The organism is Pseudomonas sp. NPDC089758 (assembly GCF_044748705.1).
Lineage (GTDB): Bacteria > Pseudomonadota > Gammaproteobacteria > Pseudomonadales > Pseudomonadaceae > Aquipseudomonas > Aquipseudomonas putida_X.
In genome coordinates, this window is the sequence record NZ_JBIVGN010000010.1 from 16,503 (window position 1) to 31,763 (window position 15,261).

At 62.0% G+C, this 15,261-nt stretch carries 12 protein-coding genes; 2 read left to right on the forward strand and 10 right to left on the reverse strand.

What is annotated here, in order from left to right:
- Positions 1-154 precede the first annotated feature (154 nt).
- The gene (gene secA / locus ACIPZH_RS14960; RefSeq protein WP_241804724.1) at positions 155-2,890 is read right to left on the reverse strand and encodes a preprotein translocase subunit SecA; all 2,736 of its coding nucleotides are present in this window, start codon (positions 2,888-2,890) and stop codon (positions 155-157) included.
- A gap of 311 nt (positions 2,891-3,201) precedes the next feature.
- Here secA and ACIPZH_RS14965 point away from each other — a divergent pair, with 311 nt between their 5' ends.
- Both ACIPZH_RS14965 and ACIPZH_RS14970 read left to right on the forward strand, forming a co-directional pair.
- Positions 3,202-3,669 carry a DUF721 domain-containing protein gene (locus ACIPZH_RS14965; RefSeq protein ID WP_400636706.1) on the forward strand — a complete coding sequence of 156 codons (468 nt, stop codon included), beginning with the start codon at positions 3,202-3,204 and terminating at the stop codon, positions 3,667-3,669.
- A gap of 100 nt (positions 3,670-3,769) precedes the next feature.
- Positions 3,770-4,729, forward strand: a complete 960-nt coding sequence (locus ACIPZH_RS14970) for a hypothetical protein (RefSeq protein WP_400636708.1) — start codon at positions 3,770-3,772, stop codon at positions 4,727-4,729.
- 83 nt (positions 4,730-4,812) lie between these two features.
- Here the strand turns inward: ACIPZH_RS14970 and lpxC are convergent, their stop codons facing one another.
- From lpxC to murD, 9 genes are all read right to left on the reverse strand, one after another.
- Positions 4,813-5,724 carry a UDP-3-O-acyl-N-acetylglucosamine deacetylase gene (gene lpxC, locus ACIPZH_RS14975; protein WP_400627624.1) on the reverse strand — a complete coding sequence of 304 codons (912 nt, stop codon included), beginning with the start codon at positions 5,722-5,724 and terminating at the stop codon, positions 4,813-4,815.
- Between the two features lie 112 nt (positions 5,725-5,836).
- Positions 5,837-7,033 carry a cell division protein FtsZ gene (ftsZ, locus tag ACIPZH_RS14980; protein WP_003251871.1) on the reverse strand — a complete coding sequence of 399 codons (1,197 nt, stop codon included), beginning with the start codon at positions 7,031-7,033 and terminating at the stop codon, positions 5,837-5,839.
- A 55-nt stretch (positions 7,034-7,088) separates the two neighbouring features.
- A complete protein-coding gene (gene ftsA, locus ACIPZH_RS14985; RefSeq protein WP_012312872.1) occupies positions 7,089-8,345 on the reverse strand; it encodes a cell division protein FtsA in 1,257 nt (418 codons plus the stop codon).
- 14 nt (positions 8,346-8,359) lie between these two features.
- Positions 8,360-9,229 (reverse strand): cell division protein FtsQ/DivIB, encoded by an 870-nt coding sequence (locus ACIPZH_RS14990; RefSeq protein WP_241804720.1) that lies wholly within the window; start codon positions 9,227-9,229, stop codon positions 8,360-8,362.
- 6 nt (positions 9,230-9,235) lie between these two features.
- Positions 9,236-10,192, reverse strand: a complete 957-nt coding sequence (locus ACIPZH_RS14995) for a D-alanine--D-alanine ligase (protein ID WP_400636709.1) — start codon at positions 10,190-10,192, stop codon at positions 9,236-9,238.
- Positions 10,189-11,637, reverse strand: a complete 1,449-nt coding sequence (gene murC / locus ACIPZH_RS15000; protein WP_046784854.1) for a UDP-N-acetylmuramate--L-alanine ligase — start codon at positions 11,635-11,637, stop codon at positions 10,189-10,191. Before murC ends, ACIPZH_RS14995 begins: the two co-directional genes overlap by 4 nt.
- The gene (gene murG, locus ACIPZH_RS15005; protein ID WP_349976489.1) at positions 11,630-12,709 is read right to left on the reverse strand and encodes an undecaprenyldiphospho-muramoylpentapeptide beta-N-acetylglucosaminyltransferase; all 1,080 of its coding nucleotides are present in this window, start codon (positions 12,707-12,709) and stop codon (positions 11,630-11,632) included. Before murG ends, murC begins: the two co-directional genes overlap by 8 nt.
- A complete protein-coding gene (gene ftsW / locus ACIPZH_RS15010; protein WP_277818126.1) occupies positions 12,699-13,913 on the reverse strand; it encodes a putative lipid II flippase FtsW in 1,215 nt (404 codons plus the stop codon). Before ftsW ends, murG begins: the two co-directional genes overlap by 11 nt.
- Complete coding sequence (gene murD, locus ACIPZH_RS15015) at positions 13,910-15,256, reverse strand: UDP-N-acetylmuramoyl-L-alanine--D-glutamate ligase (protein ID WP_400636710.1); 1,347 nt, start codon at positions 15,254-15,256, stop codon at positions 13,910-13,912. The genes ftsW and murD overlap by 4 nt, the downstream gene beginning before the upstream one ends.
- Positions 15,257-15,261 lie beyond the last annotated feature (5 nt).

The following is a 15,261-nucleotide window of genomic DNA, read 5'->3' on the forward strand; positions in this document are numbered from 1 at the left end:
GGGAAGAGCAGGGCCGCTTCGCGCCCCATGTGCGGCACAAGGCCGCTCCTACAGGGACCGCGCCAACCCGTGGGCGAGCGCGATGTGTGAGAGCGGCCTTGTGTCGCGAAAGGGCCGCACTGCGGCCCCCGGCTTTTACAAACGCCCGTTCAGATCACTCGATCTGACCATGGCAATGCTTGAACTTCTTGCCCGAGCCACACCAGCACGGCTCGTTGCGGCCCAGCTTCTGATCGTTGCGTACCGGCGCCACGGCGACCGCCACTTCGGCACCTTCTTCGCTCAGTTGCTCGCTCTCAAGGCCGGGCGCAGGGGCGTGCTGGAACTGCATGCGGCTGGCCAGTTCTTCGGCTTCGCGGCGCAGTCGGGCTTCTTCTTCGACCGGGTCTTCGCGGCGTACCTGAACGTGTGACAGCACACGGATAGTGTCGCGCTTGATCGACTCGAGCAATTCCTGGAACAGGGTGAAGGATTCGCGCTTGTACTCCTGCTTCGGGTTCTTCTGCGCGTAACCACGCAGGTGAATGCCGTGGCGCAGGTGGTCCATGGTCGACAGGTGGTCTTTCCACAGGTCGTCCAGCACGCGCAACAGGATCTGCTTCTCGAAGGTACGCAGGGCGTCGATGCCGGCCTGATCTTCCTTCTCGTTGTAGGCGTCGGTGATTTCCTTCAACAGCTTCTCGCGCAGGGTCTCCTCGTAGAGGTGATCGTCCTCGTCGAGCCACTGCTGGATCGGCAGCTTGATGGCGAAGTCGCTGGCCAGCGAAGCCTCCAGGCCGGCCACGTCCCACTGCTCGGGCAGCGACTGCGGCGGGATGTGCTGGTTGATGGTGGCATCGAGCACTTCCTGGCGGAACTCGGCGATGGTGTCACCGATGTTCTCGGCAGCCAGCAGGCTGTTGCGCATGTGGTAGATCACCTTGCGCTGTTCGTTGGCCACGTCATCGTATTCGAGCAGTTGCTTACGAATATCGAAGTTGCGGCCTTCGACCTTGCGCTGCGCCTTTTCAATGGCGTTGGTGACCATGCGGTGTTCGATGGCCTCACCGGACTGCATGCCCAGTGCTTTCATGAAATTCTTCACCCGATCGGAGGCGAAGATACGCATCAGGCTGTCTTCCAGCGACAGGTAGAAGCGGCTGGAACCCGGGTCGCCCTGACGGCCGGAACGGCCACGCAGCTGGTTGTCGATACGGCGCGACTCGTGGCGTTCGGAGGCGATCACGTGCAGGCCACCGGACTCGATCACCTGCTGGTGCCGCTTCTGCCAGTCGGCCTTGATCTGGGCGATCTGCTCGGGGCTTGGGTTCTCCAGGGCAGCCACTTCGGATTCCCAGTTACCCCCCAGCAGAATGTCGGTACCACGACCGGCCATGTTGGTGGCGATGGTCAGTGCACCCGGAGCCCCCGCTTGCGCGATGATCTCGGCTTCCTTTTCGTGGTACTTGGCGTTCAGGACCTTGTGCTCGATGCCTTCCTGCTTCAGCAGGTTCGACATGTGCTCGGAGGTTTCAATGGTCGCAGTACCCACCAGCACCGGACGGCCCTGGGTCATGCTTTCCTTGATGTCGGCGATGATCGCGGCGTACTTCTCGTCCGCGGTCAGGTACACCAGGTCGTTGAAATCCTTACGCGCCAGCGGTTTGTTCGGCGGGATCACCATCACATTCAGGCCGTAGATCGACTGGAACTCGAACGCTTCGGTGTCAGCGGTACCGGTCATGCCGGACAGCTTGGTGTACAAGCGGAAATAGTTCTGGAAGGTGGTCGACGCCAGGGTCTGGCTCTCGGCCTGGATGTTCAGGTTTTCTTTCGCCTCGATGGCCTGGTGCAGGCCTTCGGACAGGCGACGGCCAGGCATGGTCCGGCCGGTGTGCTCGTCGATAAGCAGGACCTGACCGTCCTGAACGATGTACTCGACGTTGCGGTGGAACAGCTTGTGCGCACGCAGGCCGGCATAGACATGAGTCAGCAGGCCCAGGTTGTGCGACGAATAGAGGCTCTCGCCTTCGGCCAGCAGGCCGGACTGGGTGAGCATCTCTTCGATGAACTGGTGACCGGCTTCGTTGAGTTCGACCTGGCGGCTTTTCTCGTCGATGGTGAAGTGGCCTTCCTGGGTGACCTGGCCTTCGACTTCTTCGATGTGCTGGGTCAGGCGCGGGATCAGGCGGTTGATCTCGATGTACAGCTTGGAACTGTCTTCGGCCTGGCCGGAGATGATCAGCGGCGTACGGGCTTCATCGATGAGGATCGAGTCGACTTCGTCGATCACGGCGAAATTCAGTTCACGCTGGAATTTCTCGTCCAGGCTGAAAGCCATGTTGTCGCGCAGGTAGTCGAAACCGAATTCGTTGTTGGTGCCGTAGGTGATATCGGACGCATAGGCAGCGCGTTTTTCCTCTGGCGGCTGGAAGGCCGAGACGATGCCGACCGACAGGCCGAGGAACTCATACAACGGGCGCATCCAGTTGGCGTCGCGGCGGGCCAGGTAATCGTTGACCGTGACCACGTGCACCCCTTTGCCGGAAAGGGCGTTGAGGTAAACGGCCAGGGTACCGACCAAGGTCTTGCCTTCACCGGTACGCATTTCTGCGATCATGCCCTCGTGCAGGGTCATGCCGCCGATCAGCTGAACATCGAAGTGGCGCATGCCCATCACGCGCTTGCCGGCTTCACGGGCCACGGCGAAGGCTTCAGGCAGCAGTTGGTCCAGTGTCTCGCCCTTGGCCAGACGCTCCTTGAACTCTGCGGTTTTGGCGCGCAGTTGCTCATCGGAGAGGGCGACCATTTTCTCTTCGAAGGCATTGACGATGTTCACCGTCTTGAGCATGCGTTTCACTTCACGCTCGTTCTTGCTTCCAAAAAGTTTCTTTAACAAAGGCGCAAACATATCGGCAGGATCTTCCACACGTAGGGATGGAGGGCGGCCCCATGAGTCGCCCGTGCAGCCCTTGGGCCGCATGCGAACGAGCATTCTACCCGGAAACGATGGTGAGGAAAGTGGTGGATTTCCACGATGCTGGCACAGCGCTTAGGCGGGGCGTTTTCTAAGATAAGGGCATTTTCGCTGAGTTCAACCCGGAGCATCATGAAACGTATCGAGAATGACTCTTGTCCGGCCGGCGTGCGATGGCCCGGGCGCCGGCAGGGAGGCCGGTGGAGGTGTTAGACTGCCGGTCTTGTAACCCGATGCGACGCCCAATGGCCTACAAACCCTCCCCCGCCCAGCCCCCTTCGGCACTGCTGCGCCAGGTGCGCCCGCTGCGCCTGTTGCTGAACCAGGCCGAACGTCTGGCGCACCTGCAGCGCCTGCTGGAAAGCCAGTTGCAACCGGCTGCCCGCGAGCACTGCCATGTGGCTTCGTGGCGCGATGGCACACTGTTGCTGGTGGTGACGGACGGGCACTGGGCCACACGCCTGCGCTATCAGCAGAAGCGCCTGCTGGCGGCATTGCAGGCCATGGAGGCGTTCGGCAACCTCAGGCGCATCCTGTTCAAAGTGCAGCCACCGCTGGTTCCGGCCAAACGCGGTACAAATACCACGGAGTTGTCCGTGAATGCCGCGCAGAGCATTCGCGGTTCTGCCGAAGGCATTACCGACGAAAAGTTGCGCGCGGCACTGGAGCGTTTGGCCAACAATGCTTCACGCGCCACAAAGCCTTCAGCATAAAACACGCAAAAAAAACGGTATTTTGCGACTGATAATTTTACCAGTAGCCGGTAAATTTTCGAGATGGTTTATTGAGCGCTCTCAACCTAGGAACTGCGCCATGACCCTGCCCACGACTGACTATAGCGAACACACAACGTTCACTGAAAAAGAATATAACGGCTGGAACGCCATTCGCAGCAAGCACTCACTCACATTCAACACCGCAAATGAAAGCAATATCTATGTTGAATATAACTCGCCAGCGAACCTTCCACCGCTTCCCCAGCATGATGGCGTGCTGCTGATCCAGAAGACGATAAGCGGCCTGATCCCGGGACACCTCTACTCCATCAGCCTGCGTGTCAAGCGGTTCCCCAAGGACCCCGTCCCGCACCTCACCTGGTACATAGACGACACTGTCCAGCACCGCTCAACGCTTGAAAACCACCACGACTGGCAACGTTTCGTTGTCGACTTCCGCGCTACCGCCCCGACTCATACCCTGACGCTTGGCAGCTTCGAACCTGACAATACACATGTGCATTTCGCTTTCGACGATATCCGCATTTATCCGCACGTACTTCACATCAATTTCGAAGAACAGCCCGAAGGCGAACAGCTTATTCTACCCGGGCAATCACTCGTACTTCCGCACCTAACGCTGCGCCATGTGAGCAGCAAGAATGGAGCTAAAACTGGCATTGAGATCGTCAATCAACCCGTTGAAAACAGAGCGGAAGGAAAGGCACTTGTACTCTCCAAAGGCCAAAGCTCGGACGAGAGTAAAGTAGCACTGGACCTGAACGGTGAATATGGGTACATGGCGTTCGCCTGGAGCCTGATTCATTACACAGGGTCAGTAAGTTTCTTCACCTCGACTGAGACAGATCCGCTGAGAACAATCAACCTTGAGAGTGACAGCACACCCCAGCACTTCCTGGTGAGGTTCCGCTCGCCCAGCGGCAAGCCAATCACACGCGTGGAATTCACCTCGCAGGACCACAGTTACATCGATTTCATCCTGCTGAAAACGCATGCTGTCCTGAGCGCCCACGACACAGATAGCGACGACGCATGACGCCCCCAAGGATGCCTGGGAAACTCAGCACATAAAAAAGGCCACCCGAAGGTGGCCTCAATCACTAGAGAGAGTGTTCGAACTTACACGGCCGCAACAGGGCGCATATAAGAGATCGGTGCCGTACTGGCATCTTCGAAAGTGACCACTTCCCAGGCGTCGGTTTCCTTGATCAGCTTACGCAGCAGCTGGTTGTTCAGCGCGTGCCCGGACTTGTAGCCCTTGAACTCGCCAATCAGGCTGTTGCCCAGCAGGTACAGGTCGCCGATGGCGTCGAGGATCTTGTGCTTGACGAATTCGTCTTCGGAGCGAAGGCCGTCTTCGTTAAGTACGCCGGTCTCATCGACGACGATGGCGTTCTCGACACTGCCACCGAGCGCAAGGTTGTGCTTGCGCAGGTACTCGATGTCACGCATGAAACCGAAGGTGCGGGCGCGGCTGACTTCCTTGACGAACGAGGTGCTGGAGAAGTCGACGACGGCGCTCTGGGTCTGGCCCTTGAGGACCGGGTGATCGAAGTCGATCTCGAAGCTCACCTTGAACCCCTCGAAAGGCAGGAAGGTAGCGCGCTTGTCGCCCTCCTCCACTGTCACTTCACGCAGGATGCGGATGAACTTCTTGGCTGCGTCCTGTTCTTCCAGGCCGGCAGACTGAATCAGGAATACGAAGGGACCGGCGCTGCCATCCATGATCGGAACTTCCGAGGCGGAGAGCTCGACGTAGGCGTTATCGATGCCCAACCCCGCCATGGCGGAAAGCAGGTGCTCGACGGTATCGACCTTGACGTCACCGTTGACCAACGTGGTGGACATGGTGGTCTCACCGACGTTGGCCGCACGTGCCGGGATCTCGACCACAGGGTCGAGGTCGGCGCGACGGAAGACGATGCCGGTATCGACAGGCGCAGGCTTGAGGGTCAGATAGACCTTCTCCCCGGAGTGCAGGCCGACGCCTGTGGCACGGATGGTATTCTTCAGGGTGCGTTGTCTAATCATGGCATTGGCCGCTTCAGCGCAAATTGCGAACAGGTATCAACAAAGGCTGAGGATGATAACAGACCCGGCCTTTGCTGAACACCAATCACCCTTATACCCCTGATAAATTCCATTAATCGGCCTGACGACGCAGGAAGGCCGGGATATCCAGGTAATCCAGGTCATCCTGAGGGTTGAGTTTAGCTGCTGCGGCAGCGCCTGCGTGGGCCTGGTTGCGCATCACGGTCGGACGCTCCAGGTCACGGTAGTTGACCGCTGGCTGCTCCTGACGAACAGGGGCCGGGTTAGAGGCCTCGTACGCCTGCTGAGCGGTCTGCAGGGTGTTGTCGACCACCTTGACCGGCTTCTCGATGCGCGCGCCCAGGCCAGTGGCCACCACGGTCACGTGCAGCTCATCGCGCATGTCCGGGTCGATCACGGTGCCGACCTTGACCATCGCGTGGTCGGAGGCGAAGGCTTCGATGATGCTACCCACATCGGAGTACTCGCCCAGCGACAGGTCAGGGCCTGCGGTGATGTTCACCAGGATGCCGCGAGCGCCCTGCAGGTTGACGTCTTCGAGCAGCGGGTTGCGGATTGCCGCCTCGGTGGCTTCGCGAGCGCGGTTCGGGCCGCTGGCGCAACCGGTGCCCATCATCGCCATGCCCATCTCACCCATCACGGTGCGCACGTCGGCGAAGTCGACGTTGATCATGCCAGGGCGCTTGATGATGTCGGAAATACCGCGAACGGCACCGGCCAGTACATCGTCAGCCTTGGCAAAGGCGGACAGCAGGCTGGCATCCTTGCCCAGGATGGTCAGCAGCTTCTCGTTGGGAATGGTGATCAGCGAGTCGACGCTCTCGGCCAGCATGCGGATGCCTTCATCGGCGATCTGCATACGTTTGCGACCTTCGAACGGGAACGGACGGGTCACCACGGCAACCGTGAGAATGCCCATTTCCTTCGCCACTTCGGCGATGATCGGCGCCGCACCGGTACCGGTACCGCCGCCCATGCCGGTGGTGATGAACACCATGTTGGTGCCCTGCAGCACCTCGGCGATGCGCTCACGGTCTTCCAGCGCAGCCTGACGGCCGACTTCCGGATTGGCACCGGCACCAAGGCCCTTGGTGACCCCGGTACCCAATTGCAGGATGGTGCGCGCGCCGATGTTTTTCAGCGCCTGAGCATCGGTGTTGGCGCAGATGAACTCCACACCTTCGATGCTGCTCTTGACCATGTGGTTGACGGCGTTGCCGCCGCCACCGCCGACACCGATCACTTTGATGACCGGGCTTTGCGGGACGTTGTCTACGAGCTCGAACATTTTCCCTCTCCTTTCAGTTCTCTAGTTGTCGCGCCTACCACTACTGCTTTGAAACTTAGAAGTTGCCCTGAACCCACCGCTTGAAGCGCTCAAGCACTGGGGCCTTCGGTTCATCGCCATAGCTGTTGCTGCTGCTGTTACCGGTCAGGGGCAGGTCTTCGGACTGCTTCTGCAGGCCGTACGCGAGCAAGCCCACGCCGGTGGAATAGATCGGGTTGCGCACCACGTCGCTCAGCCCCCGAACGCTGTGCGGTACGCCCAGGCGTACCGGCATGTGGAAAATTTCTTCTGCCAGCTCTACGGCGCCTTCCATCTTGGCGGTGCCGCCGGTGAGGACGATGCCGGCCGGCACCAGGTCCTCGTAGCCGCTGCGGCGCAGCTCGGCCTGGATCAGCGTGAAAAGCTCGTCGTAACGAGGCTCCACGACTTCAGCCAAGGCCTGGCGCGACAGTTCGCGCGGTGGGCGGTCGCCCACGCTCGGCACCTTGATGGTCTCGCCGGCGCCGGCCAGTTTGGCCAGGGCGCAGGCGTAACGGATCTTGATTTCTTCGGCGTACTGGGTGGGTGTACGCAGGGCCATGGCGATGTCGTTGGTGACCTGGTCGCCGGCAATCGGGATGACCGCCGTATGGCGGATCGCACCTTCGGTGAAGATGGCGATGTCGGTGGTGCCGCCACCGATGTCCACCAGGCACACGCCGAGCTCTTTCTCATCGTCGGTCAGCACCGAGTAGGCCGAGGCCAGTTGCTCGAGGATGATGTCGTCGATTTCCAGGCCACAACGGCGCACGCATTTCTCGATGTTCTGCGCCGCGTTGACCGCGCAGGTGACCACGTGAACCTTGGCTTCCAGGCGCACACCCGACATGCCCAGCGGCTCTCGCACGCCTTCCTGGTTGTCGATCACGTAGTCTTGCGGCAGGGTGTGCAGCACGCGCTGGTCAGCCGGAATGGCCACGGCCTGTGCAGCGTCCAGCACACGTTCGAGGTCGGCAAGGCTGACCTCGCGGTCGCGGATGGCGACGATGCCGTGGGAGTTCAAGCTGCGGATATGGTTACCGGCCACACCGACGAACGCCGAGTGGATGCGGCAACCAGCCATCAGCTGTGCTTCTTCCACTGCGCGCTGGATCGACTGCACGGTGGATTCGATGTTCACCACCACGCCCTTCTTCAGGCCGCGAGAAGGGTGGGTACCGATCCCGACGATCTCCAGGGTACCGTCTTCGCCAACTTCACCCACCAGCGCCACCACCTTGGAGGTGCCAATGTCCAGCCCGACGATCATTTTGCCGCTATGCGCGTTTGCCATGGTCCTGCCTCTCTCTAATTCTTCGCAACGGCGGGTTGGGCCGTCGTCGGTGCGTTCGGTTCCCGCCAACCAACGGCAAGTCCGTTGGCATAACGCAGATCAATGCGGGCAATGTTGGTGATCTGCTCTTTGAGTGTCTTGTCGTAAATGGCAATGAAACGGCGCATTTTCTCCACCAGATGATCGCGCCCCAGCAGCAGCTCGACGCCCTGCCCGGTGCTGCCCGCACCGGTGGTCAGGAACCAGCTGCCACGCTCGCGCAGCTCCAGGCGAGCGATGGAAAAGCCCAGGGGGCGCAGCATCTGGCTCAATACCTGATACTGCTGCATGACTTGCTGCTGGGCACGCTGCGGCCCGGCCAACTGCGGCAGATGCTCATAGTTGGCCAGCTCGCGCGGGGTGAAGGCCTGGCCCTGGTTGTTGAGCAAGGCTTCCTCCCCCCAGCGGGCGACCGGCAACTGTTCTTCCAGGCGAATCACCACCTCGTCCGGCCAAACCCGGCGTACTTCGGCGTGGGCGATCCATGGCATCTGCTCGAGCTCGGCTCGCATCGCTGGCAGGTCGACGCTGAAGAAGCTCGCTGCCACGTATGGCGCGATCCGCTGCTGCACCGACTGTTGGCTGATGTAACTGAGGTCGCCCTGCACGTCGATCTTGGTGATCGGCCGGTCGGCGTACGGCATCAGGCGAATGGCGCCCTCGTAGGCGCCAAAGCCTGCGGCCACCAGCAACACCGGCCACAGCAGGCGCTTGAGGCCGCCCAGGCTGGGCCGCGGCAGGCGCGCCGATACGGGCTCGTCGGCCACCAGTCGGCTGGCACCACGCGGCACCGGCTTGCTACGGCCGGTAACGGGTTGCTGCTGACGTATCATTGCGCCTTGCATGGTTTGTTAACCTCGCGTCGCTACGCTTTCGGCCAGGATCGCCAGCACCAGCTGCTGGAAGTCCAGGCCGGCCGCGCGGGCCGCCATGGGCAGCAGGCTATGATCAGTCATGCCCGGTGCGGTGTTTACTTCGAGCAGCCAGAACCGGCCCTGCTCGTCCTGCATCACGTCCAGACGGCCCCAGCCTTCAATGCCGATGGCATCGCAGGCGCGCGCGGTCAGGTCGATGAGCTCCTGTTCCTTGGCACTGTCCAGCCCGCACGGGATGCGGTACTGGGTGTCATTGGCGATGTATTTGGCGTCGTAGTCGTAGAACACGTGCGGGGTGCCCAAAGCGATCGGCGGCAGCACCTGGCCACGCAGAACGGCGATGGTGAACTCCGGGCCGTGAATCCATTGCTCGACCAGCACCTGAGAATCGTATTTGGCGGCGTCTTGCCAGGCAGCAACCAGTTCCTGCTCGCTGTTCACCTTGGCCATGCCGATGCTAGAGCCTTCATGGGCAGGTTTGACGATAAGCGGGAAGCCCAGTTCCGTACCGGCTGCAACACAATCTTCTGCGCTGGCCAGCACGGCATGACGCGGGGTCGGAATGCCCAGGCTTTGCCACACCTGTTTGGTCCGCAGCTTGTCCATGGCCAGGGCCGAGGCGAGGATGCCACTGCCGGTGTAAGGGATACCCAGGCACTCCAGCAGCCCTTGCATGCTGCCATCCTCGCCTCCCCTGCCGTGCAGGATGATGAAGGCGCGGTCGATCTTCTCGCTTTGCAGGCGGGCCAGCAGGTCGTCGCCCACGTCGATGGCGACCACGTCGACACCGGCGCTGCGCAGCGCCTCGATCACGGCAGCGCCCGACTTGAGCGAGACTTCACGCTCGGCGCTCTTGCCACCGTAGAGGACAGCGACGCGGCCGAACGCCTTGACGTCCAGGGTCGAATGCAGTTTTTCGTAGGCGCTGGTCATTTAGACTTCTCCTGCTTGGCGCCAGCGAACAGCGGGCTTTTCATCAATTGCGGGGCCAGGCCACCGACATCGCCGGCACCCTGGCACAGCAGGATGTCACCGGCACGCAGCAGCGGCTTGACCAGCGGCGCCAGCTCGGCGCCACGTTCGATGTAGATCGGGTCCAGCTTGCCGCGCTGGCGAATGCTGTGGCACAGCTGACGGCTGTCGGCACCGGGTATCGGCTCTTCACCGGCCGGGTACACCTCCATCAGCAGCAGCACGTTGGCATCGCCCAGTACCTGCACGAAGTCGTCATACAGGTCACGGGTGCGGCTGTAACGGTGCGGCTGGTAGACGATGACCAGGCGACGGCTTGGCCAGCCGCCGCGCACGGCCTTGATCACCGCCGCCACTTCGGTCGGGTGGTGGCCGTAGTCGTCGACCAGCATCACGCTGCCGCCTTCAACCGGCAGTTCGCCGTATACCTGGAACCGTCGGCCAACGCCCTGGAAGCCGGAAAGCCCCTGCACGATGGCTTCGTCGCTGATACCTTCGTCGGTGGCGATGGCAATGGTGGCCAGGGCATTGAGCACGTTGTGGTTGCCCGGCATGTTGACCGACACTTCAAGCGGCTCACGATCACGGCGCAGCACGGTGAAGTGGGTCTGCATGCCCTTCTGGCTGACGTTGATTGCCCGGATGTCGGCCTCTTCGCTGAAACCGTAGGTCACGGTCGGGCGCTTGACCTGCGGCAGGATCTCCCGCACCACAGGGTCGTCCAGGCACATCACGGCCAGGCCATAGAACGGCAGGTTGTGCAGGAACTCGACGAAGGTTTTCTTCAGCTTGTTGAAGTCACCCTCGTAGGTGGCCATGTGGTCGGCGTCGATATTGGTGACCACGGCAACCATCGGCTGCAAATGCAGGAAGCTGGCATCGCTTTCGTCGGCTTCGGCGATCAGGTAGCGGCTGGTACCCAACTGGGCATTGGTGCCGGCAGCGGTCAGGCGGCCACCGATCACGAAAGTCGGGTCCAGCCCACCTGCGGCAAACACCGAGGCCAGCAGGCTGGTGGTGGTGGTTTTGCCATGGGTACCGGCTACCGCCACGCCATGGCGGTAGCGCATCAGCTCTGCGAGCATTTCGGCACGCGGCACCACCGGGATACGCCGCTCGAGCGCAGTGGCGACTTCCGGGTTGGCCGGATTGATGGCGCTGGACACCACCAGCACATCGGCATTGGCGGCGTTTTCGGCGCGGTGGCCAACGAAGATCTCGGCACCGAACGACTCCAGGCGCTGGGTAACCGGCGACACCTTGAGGTCCGAGCCGGACACTTCGTAGCCCAGGTTCAGCAGCACTTCGGCAATACCGCACATACCCACGCCGCCGATACCGACGAAGTGGATGCGATGAATGCGGCCCATCTTCGGCTGGGGCATGGCTTTCTGGCTTTCAACCATGGGCCACCTCCAGGCAGATATCGACCACGGTGCTGGTTGCGGATGGTTTGGCAAGGCTCCTTGCGGTGCGTGCCATGGTGTTGAGTTTCTCGGGTTGCATCAGCACCTCGTTCAGGCGTTCAGCGAGTTGCGCTGCGCCAGTTGTCGCTTGTGGCATGAGGAAGGCAGCGCCTTCCCGAGCCAGATATTGGGCGTTATGGGTCTGGTGGTCGTCGATGGCATGGGGCAAAGGCACCAGCATCGAAGGCAGGCCGGCCGCCGCGAGCTCGCTGACGGTCAGGGCACCGGCCCGGCACACCACCAGGTCAGCCCAGCCGTAGGCGTGGGCCATGTCCTTGATGAACGGCTCTACCTGAGCCTCGACACCCGCTTCTTGATAGCGCTCGGCGGTGATCGGCGCGTGGTGCTTGCCGGCCTGATGGAACACCTCGGGCCGCAGGTCAGCGGGCACCTCGGACAGGGCCTTAGGCAACAATTTGTTCAATGGTTCCGCACCCAGGCTGCCACCCATGACCAGCAGGCGGGCACGGCGCTCGCCCAAGGGCGCACGCTGCGCGTCCATGAACAGCTCGGGGCGCACCGGGTTGCCGGTGGTACGCAGCTTGTCGCCCGCTTCGAAGGTGCCTGGGAAAGCCTCGCAAACGCGTGCCGACAACGGCACCAGCAAGCGATTGGCGGTACCGGCGCGGGCGTTCTGTTCGTGAATCACCAGCGGCACACCGCACAGGCGCGCGGCGACGCCGCCAGGGCCGGTCACATAGCCACCGAAGCCGATCACGCAGACCGGCTTGAGCTGGCCAATGATCCGCCGCGCCTGAAGCACGGCCTTGACCAGGGTGAACGGCGCCTTGAGCAGCGACAGCTTGCCCTTGCCACGCAAACCGCTGACCTGGATCTGGTGCAACGACAAGCCGGCCTGAGGGACCAGTTCATTCTCGATGCCACGGGGGGTGCCCAGCCAGTGCACGGTATAGCCGCGCGCCTGGAACTCACGTGCGCAGGCCAGGGCCGGGAACACATGGCCCCCAGTGCCGCCCGCCATGATCAGTACGTTTTTGCCGTCAGCGGCCATGACTGGTCTCCTCGGCAAAATCGCTTTCGCTGAATTCGTGCTCCTCGCTGCCCAGGTGCGTGCGGCTTTCCCATTCGATACGCAGCAACAGACCGACGCAGGCACAGCAGATCACCAGGGAACTGCCCCCGTAACTGAGGAAAGGCAAGGTCAGGCCCTTGGTCGGCAGCAAGCCGACGTTCACGCCAATGTTGATCAGGAACTGGCCAATCCACAGGAATGCCAGGCCAAATGCCATGTAGGCGGCAAAGTACTGCTTGGCCTTTTCAGCCCATAGGCCGATATAGAGCGCGCGAACGGTCACGAATACGAACAGCGCGATGGTCACCAGCGAACCGACCACGCCCAACTCCTCGGCCAGTACCGAGAACACGAAGTCAGTGTGCGCCTCAGGCAGGTAGAACTGCTTTTGCACACTGTTGCCCAGCCCTACGCCCAGCCACTCGCCGCGGCCGAAAGCGATCAGTGCCTGGGTCAACTGGTAGCCAGAGCCGAACTGGTCGGACCAGGGGTCGGTAAAGGTGATCAGGCGCGCCATCCGGTACGGCTGCGCCTGCACCAGTACGAATACGGCGACCACCGCCAGCGCCACCATCAGGCTGAAGCGGAACAACCCTACGCCGCCGAGGAACAGCATGGCCGCAGCAGCGCCCATCATGACCACGGTGGCACCGAAGTCCGGTTCCATCAGCAGCAGGCCGGCCATTGGCAGCAGCACGATGAACGGTTTGAAAAAGCCCATCCAGCTTTCGCGTACTTCGGTCTGCCGACGTACCAGGTAGCCGGCGAGATAAATGACCACGAAGACCTTGGCGATCTCCGAAGGCTGGACGTTGAAGAAGCTGAAGCCGATCCAGCGCATCGAGCCGTTCACCTCACGACCGATGCCAGGCACCAGCACCAGTACCAGCAGGCCAAAGGCGCCCACCAGCATCATGAAGCCCATGCGCTGCCATGTGGCGATCGGTACCAGCAGCGTCGCACCACAGGCGACAAGGCCAATGGCCACATAAACCAGATGGCGGTACATGTGGTACAGCGGGTTACCTGACTGTGCTGCGGCCACTTCCGACGACGCCGAAGTGATCATCACCAGGCCCAGGCCCAGCAGCGCAAGGCAGCCAGCCAGGAAGGCGAAGTCGAGGTCGATGCCACGGCCACTGACCAGCGGCGACGGGTACGGCTTGAGGATGCCGAAGATCATGCCAGCCCTCCCGCCGCCTGGGCGAACAGCCGCCCGCGTTCTTCAAAGTTCTTGAACATGTCCAGGCTGGCACACGCCGGCGACAGCAACACGGCGTCCCCCGGCAGGGCCAGCTCGGCGCATTGCTGCACGGCTTCGTCCAGCGTCTTGACCCGCACCTGCGGCACGGCATCACCCAGCGCTTCGGCCAAGCGCTGCGCATCGCGACCGAGCAGCACAACGGCGCGGCACATGCGGGCTACCGGTTCACGCAAGGCGGCAAAATCGGCACCCTTGCCGTCGCCACCGGCGATCAGCACAAGCTTGCCGTCGATATCCGCGCCCAGGCCTTCGATGGCGGCCAGGGCCGCGCCGACGTTGGTCGCTTTGGAATCGTCGTACCAGTTCACACCGTTGCGCGCACGCACCCACTGGCAACGATGAGGCAGGCCGCCGAATTCGCGCAGGGCCTCGAGCATCGGCTCGAACGGCAGACCGGCAGCATGCCCCAGAGCCAGGGCCGCCAATGCGTTGCTCTGGTTGTGGGCACCACGCACTTTCAGCTCACGGGCCGGCAGCAATGCCTGGAACTCGAAAGCCAGGTACTTCTCACCCTCGACTTCACGCAGGCCGAAACCCTTGAAGTCCGGCTGATTCAGGCCAAAGCTCCAGCACGGGCGCCCTTCGACCGGCAACGGCCGGCTCAGGGCATCCTGGCGGTTGACCACCACCTGGCGCGCGCCACGGAATATCCGGTGCTTGGCCAGGTGATAGGCCGGCAGGCCGCTGTAGCGGTCCATGTGGTCTTCGCTGATGTTCAGCACGGTGGCCACTTCGGCATTGAGCTGGTCGGTGGTTTCCAGCTGGAAGCTGGACAGTTCCATGACGTACAGCTCGATGTCATCGCTGAGCAAGTCCAGGGCAGGTGTCCCCAGGTTGCCGCCGACGGCCACGCGCTTGCCGGCCTTGGCAGCCATCTCGCCGACCAGGGTGGTTACCGTGCTTTTCGCATTGGAGCCACTGATGGCCACGATCGGCGCCTTGGCATGGCGGGCGAACAGTTCGATGTCACCGGACAGCTTCACGCCACGCGCCGCCGCCTGCTGCAGGGCCGGCGTGGCCAGTGCCAGGCCGGGGCTCACGTACAGTTCGTTGGCGCGGCACAGGAAATCCACGTCCAGTTCACCACAGCGTACTTCCACCTGCGGGTAATCACGGCGCAGGGTGTCCAGTTCCGGCGGTTGCTCGCGGGTGTCGGCGACTGCAAAGGCAATGCCCTGGTTCGCCAGGAAGCGAACCAGGGACATGCCGCTCTTGCCGAGGCCGACAACGATGCGGAATTGGTCGGAAGCGATCAGTGACACGCTCG